Below are 11,644 nucleotides of genomic sequence, written 5' to 3' on the forward strand. Positions count from 1 at the left end.
GGCGGGCGCTCAGGGCAGGCGCTTGGGGACCCGCCGCACCGTCAGCGGGGCCGGGTCGGCGTAGCGCCGGACCTGCGCGGCGAGGTAGCCGCCGTCGTCGTCGGTCCCGCCCGGCAGCGCGAAGTCGTCGGTCCGCGGGCAGGCGCAGGTATCGTTGGGGAACGCCGAGCCGAACAGCACGCCGACGATCCCGGCGTCGCGGAAGCGGCGCAGCAACGGGCGTCCGCGCGGCCCGAGCAGGGTCTGGGCCTTGTCGTCCTGGTAGTGGCCCGGCGTGTTGTCCATCACCGGCGAGACCGTGTTGCCGGGCGGGACCTGCCACAGCATCCCGGGCCGCTTGGTCGCCCGCAGCACGTCGCTGACGTAGCGCAGGTGCCGCTGGTGGTCGGTGCTCGTCCACCAGACCTCGGCGCGCGGGATGTCGTCGACGTGGACCGCGTAGGCGGCGTCGCGGTTGGCGTACTCGAAGGTGAGCAGGTCCCACGGCTTCCCGGCGGACCGCCAGAAGCGCACGCTGGAGCCGGCCATCCGGTCGAGCTCGGCGTCGTCGGGCTGCGAGCCGACGATGTCCTTGTTGGTCCCGAAGATGCTGACCGGGTAGGCGAGCAGGGTCGAGGGCGCCTCGGCGTTGCGGATCCGCGTGATCAGCTTGGCGAAGCCGGTCAGCGTCTCGGGCAGCCCGCGCGCGGCGGGATCGCTGCCCCGGAGCTTGACGGGAACGTGGTTCGCGTCGTCGCCGAAGCGCTGCTGGGCGTAGCCCCAGAGGTCCGGCTCGACCTGGAGCACGGCCGGCCCCCGGCCGGCCTCGCCGATCCGCCGCAGCGCGAGCCGGATGTCGCTGACGACCCGGCGGACGACCTGGCGGTCGGCGAGGCCGCGGACGACCTTGTCCTGCTCGTTCTTCAGCTTCGCCACCGGCGGCGTCTGCTGGAGCACGTAGTAGGAGAAGAACGGGATCGTCCCGTTGGCGCGGGAGTCGCGGGTGAAGGCGGTCGCGAACGAGCCGCCGCCGGTCCGCCAGTGATCCCACGAGCTGGATGTGCCGGCGCCCCCGGAGAGGTAGTGCCAGCGGATCCCGTACGGCGCCCGTGCGCGCAGGGCGGCGGCCCGGTCCTCGCTGTCGATCAGGCCCATCTGGAGCGTGCGCGGCCAGCGTTGGACGGCGGCGGCGGGCAGCGAGGTCGTGGCGGCCGGCGGCTCGGCCGGGGTGGCCCGGGGCCGGCTCGGCGTGACCGCCACGCCTGGCGCCGCGGCCGGCTCGGTGTGGTTGCTGCTGGCGCCGTCCGCTCCGCCGCAACCGGCGAGGCCGATCAGCACCGTGGCCAGGGTGAGCGTGACCGGTCGCGAGCGGCGGGTGCTCACGGCTGGGCCTGGGGCGCGTCGACCCCGGGCACGCCGCTCGGGGCCGCGACCGGCGGCGCGGTCGGGGTGGTCGTGACCGGAGCGGGGGCGGGGGTCACGGGGTTGAGCAGGCCGAACCGCACCCGGATCTTGCGCAGCGCGGCGGCCGAGAGCCCGGCGACGTCGTTGGCCCGCGAGAGTCCGGCGTTGTGGTTGACCAGCTCGCGCAGCATCACGCGCCCGGTCTGGCTGCGCAGGGTGCCGCTGTCGCCGTAGATGTAGATCGGCAGCGTCAGCGGGTAGGCGCCGCTGGCGATCGTCTGCTGCGACGGGAACCGGCAGTCGGGCTTGCGGCTGGTCGACGAGCGCCGTCGCGGATCGATCTCCAGCGGCCGCAGGACGTCGCTGTGGGCCTCGTAGAACGGATAGCTGACGATCCCGAGGCGGCCGTCGGCGAGCGCCGCGGCGAGGTGCTCGCGACGGTAGGTGATCCCGGCCTGCGTGACCACCCGGCGGTCGGCCCGGAGCAGCGGCAGGCGGGCCTCGCGCTTGGCCTTCTCGACCCGGCGGGCGTTGGAGGCCGCGAGCGCGGCCGGATCGGCGACGCTCTGCTTCGCGCGCCGACGGCGGGCGTTCTCGGCCTCGATCTGCTTGACGACGCGGGCCGCCGCGGCAGCCTCGGCGCGGCGGATCGCGGCGGCGGTGTCCTTGCTGCGCTGGGCCGCGATCCGGCGCTCGTAGGCGCGGGTCTCGCGGTCGAGGGCGGTGAGGCGGTCGTCGCCGGCGACGAACTCCTCGATCTTCTCGACGTTGCTCGCGACGACGAGGTCGGCACGGAAGTCGTCGGCGCCGATGCTGCCGATCGGCCGGTCGAGCGCGAGGTGGCCGACGGTCTGCATCACGCCGTTGGCGAACGGCGGACCGGCGGCGGCGAAGCGCTTGTCGGCGAACCCGATCTGGTTCCAGTTGCGGACCTGCGAGCCGCGGCCGAGCAGCGAGCGGACGCCCTCGAGCGTCAGGCAGTCGCCGCCGACGTCGCTGCCGTTGCGGGTCACCAGGATCGCCGTCGCGTAGCCGACGACCACGGGCTCGCGGACCTGGAGCCCGTTGGCCTCGCACTGGGCGAGCTCGGCGCTGGTGATCCGGCGGGCGCTCTGGAGCAGGTCGACCCGGCCGGCGCAGAGGTCCTCGAACGCGGAGTCGGTCGGGGCGACCACGCGCCGGAAGGTCGCCGTGGACCCCGCGGCGGCCAGGCGGTCGATCGCGCGATCGATCATCAGCCCGCGGCGGCGCATCGAGACGGTCAGGACGCCGGGCGGACGGCTCGGGAGGCTGGCCCGCCGGTCCTGGGCGGCGGCGCTGTCCTGGCGCTCGCGGACGAGCCGGGCGCTGGCGGCCTGACGGTCGCCGGCGACGACGTCGGGACCGGTCTGGACGCCGCAGCCGGTGACGCTCAGGGCGGAGACCACGGCGAGCGCGGCGAGCGGGGCGGAGCGACGGATCATCGGGTGGCCGCCGGAGGTGCGTCGATGTCGGTGTGGGACCGACCGAGCCGGATCACGTCGAAGTCCGACAGGTGCAGTCGGCCGAGGGCATTTCCGGTCATCAGTCCGCGGTAGTCGGCGTTGCGCTGGGCGTAGAGGGTGGGGGCGTCGGCGCGGTCGACGACGATCGCGCCGTAGGTCCGGAGGGCGCGGACGATCGTCAGCGCCCCCGGGGGCAGGTTGCGGATCCGCTCGATCCGGGTGAGCGTGCCGGCCCGCAGCCGCAGACGGGCGCCCTGCGGCACCGCACCCGGCGGTCCGAGCCCGTTGGTGGTCGAGGCCGGGCTGACGAAGCGCCCGGCGGTCGGGCCGGGGATCGCGATCGCGAGCGCGTGCTGGATCGACCCGGAGCGCAGCTCGGAGGGCCGGATCAGGCCGCCGAGCAGCGGCAGGCCGGAGCCGCGCACGCTCGGGGTCCGGGCCTGGCGGGTCGAGGCGACCGGGCCGATGCCGCTGCCGTCGAGCGACCAGCGCCGCGCGAAGGCGTAGGAGATCACGTTGCCGACCCGGCGGGCGCGCCAGAGGTCCCAGGCGATCCGGCGCTCGCTGTCGACCAGCACCATCCAGCCGTCGTGGGCGGCGTCGGGGACCGCATCGCGCGGGAGCACCAGCTGGTCGGGCGGGCTGTCGCCGGCCGGGCCGCAACGCGGCTGGCGGCAGATCAACCGGACCTCGTTGCCGCGCCCGATCGGGAAGACCCCTGGCGCCCAGCCGTTGAGGTTCACGAAGAGGTTGGCCCAGTTGTCGGTCCGCTCGCCGTTCAGGATGTGGCGGTGGCTGACCGGCGGGCGCGCCGCGAGCCGCAGCAGCCGGGTCGAGTTGGGGTCGACGAGCTGGTTGTCGACGCGCTGGTTCCACGGGCTGCGGGCCGAGAACGGCTGCCGCCCGCCGAGGTCGCTGCTCGTGCGCGCGGCGGGCTCGCGCGGGGCGGCGACGGTGACCGTGCGGGTCGAGCCGCTGCCGCAGGCGGCGAGCGCCGGGACCAGGGCGAGCGCGACGGCGGTCGCGACGAGCGGCGTCGCGCGGCTCACGGGGTCCGCCCCGGGGCCGCGGGGGTGGTCGTCGTCGGGTTCGTCGGCAGCGGTGCCCGCGAGAGCCGGGCGGCGGCCTCGCGGGCGACGACCTTCGGATCGCGGGAGGCGACGGAGAGCAGCACGTAGGGCCCGGCGCCGAAGACCGGCTGGAGGCCCGGCGTCCGACCCTCGGCGGCGCCGGGGTAGGTCGCCTGGATGTTGCCCTGCTTGTAGCCGCGGACGACCAGCATGTAGCGGACGCGACCCCACGGCTTGCGGACGACCTCGACGAACGCCGCGTCGCCCGCGTCGACGCGGTCGACGAACGCCTGCGGCCGGCCGGTCAGCAGGATCACCCCGGCGCTGGCCGAGTTGTCGGCCAGCACGTAGTTCTTGCGGTTGCCGGCCATCTCCTTGATGAAGGCCGCCATCCGCTGCTCGGAGCGGATCCCGACCTTGTAGCCGCCGATCGAGGTCGTGCCCTCCTGGCTCTTCTGCTGCCGCAGCCCGCGCATGAACGCCTGCTCGAGGTTCTGGTACGGGTGGTGCTTCATCGCCAGCGCGGCGGCCGGGATCGCGACGATCAGGCCGACGAAGGTCATGATCACGCCGAGCGCGGTGTCGGTCCGGGAGAGCCAGGCCGCGGCCCCGATGCCCATCACCATCAGCGGCAGGCCGGCCCGCAGCGAGAGCAGCGAGAGGTCGTCGTGGACGACCGCGGTGCCGACGGTGACGACGACCCCGCCGACGAGCACGACGGCGAGTCCGATCGCGAGCCGGTCGCCGCGGAACGACCGCCAGACGAGGCCACCGAACGCGAGCACCGCGACCGGGGCGACCCCGATCAGCAGCACGCCGGTGTGCTTGAGGAGCCCGCCGATGTCGACCGGGTGGGACTGCGGGGACGCGGTCGCCCCGCCGAGCGTCGGCGTGGTCGTGATCCACCCGAACGGATCGGAGGCGATCACGGCGCAGACGATCACCCAGATCGTGAGCGCGGCCGTGACCGGTGCCAGCAGCGTGATCAGGAGCCCCTCGCGCTCGTCGTCGCCGGCGCGGCGGGCGGTGAGCACGAAGGCCACGACGAAGGCCAGGATCACGGCCCACCAGAGGAAGCCGAAGCGCGCCATCGCGAGCCCGGCGAGGCAGAGCCCGACCGCGGCCACGAACCGCGGCTGGTCCTCGATCACCCAGGTGAAGACGAAGTACAGCGTCGCGGCGAGCGCGGCGATGTAGATCATGTCGGGCATGCCGCTGCCGGCGTAGAACAGCCAGAGCGGGTTGAGCGCGACGAGCACCGTCGCGAACAGCCGCAGCGTCATCGTCATGCCGCAGCGGGCGAGCGTGCGGTGGACCATCGTGAGCGCGACCGCGCCCCAGAAGCCGGAGGCGACCGGCAGCGCGACCAGCGAGCTGGCCAGCGGCTTGACGATCGCGAACGGCAGCAGGCCGATCGTCTGCAACGGCGGGGCGTTGAAGCCGATCGCGGCGAGCTTCGCCGGATCGTTGTGCCAGACGTAGAACGCCCGGCTCATCAGGTTGATCGCGTCGGCGGGGATGATGTGCCGGTCGATCACCGCCCGGTAGCCGACGTAGGCAAAGAACAGCCAGGCGAGGAAGAAGACCAGGCTGGTCTCGCGCCGGCCGACGCTGCTCGGGGCGGGGATGTCGTCCGAGCGCCGCGGGGTCGCCGGCAGCCCCTGGGCCGCCTCGACGGCCGGGGGCGCGGGGACGAGCGGCGCGACCGGCCGCTCCGGGATCAACCGCTCAGGCATCGGTGCCCTTTCCGGTGCCGCTATCGAGGCCGTGCTCGGTCTTCTCCCAGTAGAAGGGGTTCGTCAGCAGCTGCCAGAAGCCCTTCCACGCGGCGATCGACATGAAGCCCCAGTAGATCGGGGAGAAGAGCGCGTAGCGAACCAGCCGGAAGTACCCGCGGTGGATCGATCCGGCGATGTTGACGTAGGTGAAGATGAAGTTGCCGACGACCAGCTGGAAGACCGCGGCGTAGAAGACGAACCCGGGGAAGATCTCGCGGATCAGGCCCCACTGGGTGAGGGTGAAGATCGTGGTCAGGCCCCACATGATGGGGTTGAACAGGAAGGTGGCCGTTCCGCCCACCACCAGCTGGAAGCTGATGAAGCCGCGCCAGCCGAGCTGGTGGAACAGCTTCACGGGGTTCCGCATGTGGACCAGGTAGGTCTGCATGTAGCCCTTGATCCAGCGGGAGCGCTGACGGATCCAGTTCGGGAGGTCGCTGTTGGCCTCCTCGAACGTGGTCGAGTCGATCACGGCGGTCTCGAGCCCGGCCTTGTGCAGGCGGATCCCGAGGTCGGCGTCCTCGGTCACGTTGAACGGGTCCCAGGCCCCGAGCTCGAGCAGCTCGGCGGTCTTGAAGTGGTTCGAGGTGCCGCCCAGCGGGATCGGCGCGCGGCGGGCGTCGAGGCCCGGCAGCATCAGGTCGAACCACATCGAGTACTCGGCGGTGAACCAGCGGGTCAGCAGGTTCTGCTCGGCGTTGAAGTAGTTGAGCTTGGCCTGCACGCAGACCACGTTCTCGGGCGACTTGGCGAACGCCGCGACGACCCGCTTGAGCTGGTCCGCCTCGGGGCGGTCCTCGGCGTCGAAGATCACGGTGATCTCGCCGGTCGCCTGCAGCAGCCCGTAGTTGCAGGCCTTCGGCTTGGTCTTCGGCAGGCTGTCCGGGACGACCACCAGGTGGAAGTGCGGGGGCAGGTCGAGGGCCCGGATCGCGTCGATCGTCTCGCGGTCCTCCGCCTCGCAGAGCAGCCGCACGTCGAGCTTGTGGCGCGGGTAGTCGAGGCCGTGGATGCCCTTGACCAGCGCGGGCACGACCGCCGCTTCGCGGAACAGCGGGACCAGGATCGTGTAGACGGGCAGCGTGCGCTCGTCGAGCGCGGCGATGTCGTCCTCGCTCACGTCGATCCCGGAGTGGCCGCCGAGGCTGCTGAGGACCAGCCGCAGCTTGTAGAGCGAGACGGCCAGGTGGAACACGGCGTAGGCGCCGAACAGGACCGCCAGCGTCGTCAGCGGCCAGAACACCAGGCAGACGGCGACGATGATCAGGAAGATCGCCAGGAACAGGCGCTGGCCGCCGGTGCTGACGCGGGCGGCGGACTCGCCGGGGGACGTCAGTCGCAGCCGGTCGACCGCGGTCCGGGAGTAGGCCTCGCGGTTGATGCGCTGCTGGAGCAGGTCGATCTGGCTGGCCGGGGCCAGCATCTCGACCGGCTCGAGGTCGGTGAACTCCGCGATCCGCGTGCGCACGGGCGGGCGTAGGATGTCGCTGCAGGCGATCACCAGCTCGTGGCCGCGGCGGGCGAGCGGGACGATCCTCAGCTCGCGCTGGACGGCCTCGGGGACCTCGGCCAGCGCCTCCGGGGTCGGCTCGGCGGCACCGAGGTCGACGCCGGGGATCCCGTGCAGCTCGGAGAGCGCGTGCAGCAGCTGCGCCTCGTCGATCAGGCCGGAGTGCAGCAGCTGGTCGCCGAGCAGGCCGCCGGTCTTCTCCTGCTCGCGGATCGCCGCGTCGACCTGGCGGGCGCTGACGGCGCCCTGGGTGATCAGCACGTCGCCGATCCGGGCCCGCAGGTAGCGGCGGTCACCGTCGGCGTCGGGCGTAGTGACGTGGAACCGGCGGTCGATCGCGGCCCGCAGGCGGTCCTCGGCCGCGACGGCCAGCCGCACGGGCCGGCCGACGAGCGCTTCGACGTGCTGGGCGAGCCCGTCGACGGACGGGTCGGCGACGGCGATCGTGACCGCTCCGCCGCGGAGGCTCAGCGGCAGGACCCGCAGCGCGCGGCAGGCGGCCTCGCCGAGCAGGGCGGTGACGAGCGGGCCTGGATCTGGTTCGTCGGCGTTGAGCCGGACGAACTCGAGGTCGTGGGTCCGCGCGCGACGGCGGGCCCAGGCCTCGGCGAGCGCGGAGTGGTCGTCGGCTTCGGCGGTCTCCGTCGGGGCCTCGTTGGTGTTCACGCGGTCGTGCTCTTGGTCTCGGTGGGCTTCGCGGCTTCGGCGCTCGCGCGGCGGCTGCGGCGGCGCGCCTGCCAGATCATCACGAAGTAGGCGACGCCGATGACGATCGCGGGAAGGATCAGGAAGGCGGCGAAGAAGAGGGCGAAGGCGACCGAGACGGCCGCAGCGATCAGCAGGCTCTTCACGATCCAGCGGCGGTGTCGTCGAACGCGAGGACGATCCGGCCCTCGGCGAGTCGGCACGAGGCGACCGGGCGACCGAGGTCGGTTCGCAGCAGGCCGGCGAGCGGCGTCGGCCGCTCCAACGTCACGGTCAGGAGGACCTCGCGGCCGACGAAGGCCGTGACCGAGACCGCGTCGACGCCGGCGAGGCCGTTGACCCGTCGCTCGATCTCGTCCAGTTCGCTGAGAGTCGCGACCGGTCCCAGCAGCACGTCGATCTCGCCGACGCTGAGCAGCGGCACGTCCGAGAGGTCCGCGACGTGCTGGCGGAGGTCGGTGTGCGGGGTGCTGGTGGTGGAGGGGAGGACGCCGTGGGGTGCTTCGCCACCGTTGGTCGTCTCGTTGCCGTTGGTGGTCTCACCGCCGTTGCCGGGGACCGCGAGGTGGTCGCCCTTCGAGGCCGGGAAGGAGAGCGCGCGGGCCGTCGGAGTCGTCTGTCCCTCGACGCTCGGGGCAGTTGCCCCGCCGAGCTTCTCGGTCAGCTCGCGGAGGGATTGGTGGACGCTGGCTAGTTCCTGGTTGAGACGCTCGACCGACTGCACGAGGTCATCGAGGAGGACGTCGGGTGCGGCTTCTGACACGGAAGAGGGGGGCGCAGCGGGGGACGACGGAGAACGGTGGGGAGGGTGTGGCATGCGCGTGAGTGGAGGCAGACGACGGTCTAAGCCGACTCCGCATCAGTTGTTCTTCGGCCGAAGCCTCTCATGTCTTGAGTGACACTGGCCGGTCTGGTTGCAGACGTGCACGACGACGGTCCCGGAAGGGGCAGTCGCGAGTGGACGAATGGCCCCTGCGGGCGGGGCCCTGATCGCTCGTACCCGCGTTGCCGAGCGTCCGCGGGGTCGATCCGTGACCCGCGCGCGAAACGCCATGGTAACGGGCCTCGCGAACCCGTGCGCGGGCCCCCGGTGAAGCTCGCGAATAGCAGCAGAAACCCAGTCGTAGCGGGCGAATGCGCGGAGTAGGAGGCTCGCCGCCCCGCCGGGAGTGAGCGGGAGAGCGGGGCGGCGAGCGAGGTGCGTGATGACGCTCCCGGAACGGTACGGACCGCCCCCTACGGCGGGGTCGTGCGGATGGCGCACTCCGGGGGCGGGGATCTGGACGGCTGGACAATCTGGACGTTCGGCGGGTTTCGGGGGAGTTCCGCCGGATCTGGAGGGGGGAGGCGGAGGTCGACCGGCGACATCCCCGTGAGCGCCACCGACGTGGTGCTCATCCGAGCCCAGGTTCCCGCATGCCCCCGAACGCCCGGGTCAGCGGCGGCGGCCGAGCCAGCGGCGGCGCTCGCCCGACCGGCGGGGCGGATCGAACGCGGGCCGCGGCGGGATCGGGTCCCCGGCGAGGATCGCGGCGGGAACCGCCTCGGCCAGCCACGCGCCGAGCGGCTCGAGTCCGGCGGCGGCCAGGTGCGGCAGGATGCCCGGAGCGCGGTGGGCGGGATCGTGGGCGTCGGAGGCGACGACGTGGACGAGCCCGCGGTCGGCGAAGTCGAGCGCCAGCCGCCGCACGGTGCGGCCGAAGAAGCCGCTCAGGGCGTTGGCGGTGACCTGGGCCAGCGCTCCGCCCTGGACGAGCCGTTCGAGCATCGCGGGGTCGCGGTGGAAGGCGACGCACCGCTCGGGGTGGGCGATCAGGACGCGGTTGCCGCGGGCCTGGACCGTGCCGATCATGCCCTCGAGCCCGGGGGCGTCGACGGCCAGCGGCGGCTCGAGCAGCAGCCACGGCCCGTCGCCGAGGCGCAGGTCGGCCAGCTCGTCGGCCCCGAGGTCGACCGCCCGGGTCAGGGCGACCTCGGCCCCGGGCAGGACCGTCAGGGGGATCGCGGCCTCGGCCAGCGCCTCCCGCAGCGTCGCGACCGCGTCCGCGACCGCCGGAGCGGTGGTCGCGTAGTCCCAGCTGACGTGCGGCGTCGCCACGACCGTGTGCACGCCGCCGGCGACGTGGGCTCGGGCCATCGCGAGGCTGCCGTCGAGGTCGTCGGGCCCGTCGTCGAGGCCGGGGAGGATGTGGCCGTGGAGGTCGATCACCGACAAGCAGCATGACGCGGGGCTTCGTCGGGGCGACCGGAGCGTCGGTGGTAGCGAGTGCCGGGGAACGCCGGGGCGAGGGGAACCCCAGGGTCGCAACCCGCGCTTCGCAGGGGTCGCCCGGTGCCGGGCGTGCGAAGTGGACGGTCGTTCGAGGGCAAACGGTGGGTCGGGCGGGGATGGAGCGGGAGTGTCTTGGGCTCGTTTCGGAATGAACATTCCGCGCTACGAGGGGAAACGGCGCGTGTTGACGTGTTCTGTTCGGCGCCGCTGAGTGCCGCTGAGGCCTGTTCGCAGCGAGTGCGAACGGTCTGGAGAAGTCGTTATGTATACGGACGTTCGTCTAGTTGAGGGCGGTTGATACACGGGCAAACGAGCAGTGGGGAACAGCAGATTGTCTGTGTATGCTGGCGTCCGCACCATGGATTCGCTGCGGCCTGCGCTGCGGCTCAAGACCTCAAGAGAGATCCCCACATGCACGGACTGTTCCGGAAGCTGAAGAATTCGCCAGCGATGATCGTCGCGGTCATCGCCGTCGTCTTCGCGATGTCAGGGTCGGCTGTTGCCGCCAAGACGCTGATCACCGGCAAGGACATCAAGAAGGGGTCGATCACGACCCAGAACCTTTCCAAGAGCACGGTCAAGAGCCTCAAGGGCGCCGAGGGCGCGACGGGTCCGCAGGGTGCCGCCGGCGCCCAGGGTCCGCAGGGTGCTCCGGGGGCCGCCGGGCCGGCCGGCGCGAAGGGTGAGAACGGTGGCAAGGGCGACAAGGGTGACACCGGCGCCAAGGGCGAGAACGGCGCCAAGGGCGACCAGGGCGCACCGGGCACGAACGGCACGAACGGCACCAACGGCGTCGACGGCAAGAGCTTCGACCCGAAGAAGGTGACCTCCCAGACGGCCGCCCTGTTCGGCTTCACCCCCTGGTACGACACCAGCGACTCGAGCCTGATCAGCTTCAAGGGCAACGCGATCGAGATCTCCAACGGTGGCAACGGCGTTGCCGGCGTGAACCTGCCGATCGCCCGCGGGACCTCGCTCTCCGCGATCGGCTCGATCAAGTACTCCCAGACCGGTCGCGCGACGCTGCGGATCGAGATCTACCGAAACGGCGGCATTTACCAGAACGAGCAGGACTACACCACGCTCTACTTCCTGCCGGGTGCTGACGGTGACGTCAACAACGCGTTCACGACCGGCACCTGGACCGCCACCGGCGCCGCGAACAGCGACCTCGACGGCAAGACCTGGAGCGAGATCCTGACGACGATCGGCAACCGCGCCGCGCAGAACAAGGCGATCATCCTGGCCGCCAGCATCGGCACGCCGAACTCGGGCGCCGACACCGGCACGCAGACGACGTCCACGCTCACCAGCGTGAACTTCCATCTGAACCACGCCGAGAAGGCCGCGGACTACTCCTTCGCGGAGTAGCACCGGCTCCCGCGGGTCGGCGCCTGGCGCCGACCCGTTCGGAACTCCGGCGCTCCGGTCGCCGGCCCTCG

9 protein-coding genes are annotated in these 11,644 nt (G+C 72.4%); 1 reads left to right on the forward strand and 8 read right to left on the reverse strand.

Translation table 11 applies throughout. The annotated features are described in order from the left end of the window. Positions 1–9: 9 nt before the first annotated feature. From ACVUH9_RS15990 to ACVUH9_RS16025, 8 genes are all read right to left on the reverse strand, one after another. Positions 10–1,362, reverse strand: coding sequence for a hypothetical protein (locus ACVUH9_RS15990; protein WP_475758640.1), 1,353 nt, complete (start codon positions 1,360–1,362; stop codon positions 10–12). Next, a complete protein-coding gene (locus ACVUH9_RS15995) occupies positions 1,359–2,846 on the reverse strand; it encodes a substrate-binding domain-containing protein (protein WP_475758642.1) in 1,488 nt (495 codons plus the stop codon). Before ACVUH9_RS15995 ends, ACVUH9_RS15990 begins: the two co-directional genes overlap by 4 nt. Continuing rightward, positions 2,843–3,916 (reverse strand): hypothetical protein, encoded by a 1,074-nt coding sequence (locus ACVUH9_RS16000; RefSeq protein WP_475758644.1) that lies wholly within the window; start codon positions 3,914–3,916, stop codon positions 2,843–2,845. The genes ACVUH9_RS15995 and ACVUH9_RS16000 overlap by 4 nt, the downstream gene beginning before the upstream one ends. Further along, positions 3,913–5,673 (reverse strand): hypothetical protein, encoded by a 1,761-nt coding sequence (locus ACVUH9_RS16005; protein ID WP_475758646.1) that lies wholly within the window; start codon positions 5,671–5,673, stop codon positions 3,913–3,915. Before ACVUH9_RS16005 ends, ACVUH9_RS16000 begins: the two co-directional genes overlap by 4 nt. Further along, positions 5,666–7,891, reverse strand: a complete 2,226-nt coding sequence (locus ACVUH9_RS16010) for a GspE/PulE/PilB domain-containing protein (protein ID WP_475758647.1) — start codon at positions 7,889–7,891, stop codon at positions 5,666–5,668. Before ACVUH9_RS16010 ends, ACVUH9_RS16005 begins: the two co-directional genes overlap by 8 nt. Continuing rightward, on the reverse strand, positions 7,888–8,076 hold the full coding sequence (locus tag ACVUH9_RS16015) for a hypothetical protein (protein ID WP_475758649.1): 189 nt from the start codon (positions 8,074–8,076) through the stop codon (positions 7,888–7,890). The genes ACVUH9_RS16010 and ACVUH9_RS16015 overlap by 4 nt, the downstream gene beginning before the upstream one ends. Then, positions 8,073–8,693 (reverse strand): hypothetical protein, encoded by a 621-nt coding sequence (locus tag ACVUH9_RS16020; protein WP_475758651.1) that lies wholly within the window; start codon positions 8,691–8,693, stop codon positions 8,073–8,075. The genes ACVUH9_RS16015 and ACVUH9_RS16020 overlap by 4 nt, the downstream gene beginning before the upstream one ends. A gap of 672 nt (positions 8,694–9,365) precedes the next feature. After that, a complete protein-coding gene (locus ACVUH9_RS16025; RefSeq protein WP_475758653.1) occupies positions 9,366–10,139 on the reverse strand; it encodes a tyrosine-protein phosphatase in 774 nt (257 codons plus the stop codon). Between the two features lie 513 nt (positions 10,140–10,652). Between ACVUH9_RS16025 and ACVUH9_RS16030 the strand changes: the two genes are divergently transcribed. Continuing rightward, a complete protein-coding gene (locus ACVUH9_RS16030) occupies positions 10,653–11,573 on the forward strand; it encodes a hypothetical protein (RefSeq protein ID WP_475758655.1) in 921 nt (306 codons plus the stop codon). The last annotated feature ends 71 nt before the right edge of the window (positions 11,574–11,644 follow it).

This window comes from Patulibacter ginsengiterrae (assembly GCF_056269115.1).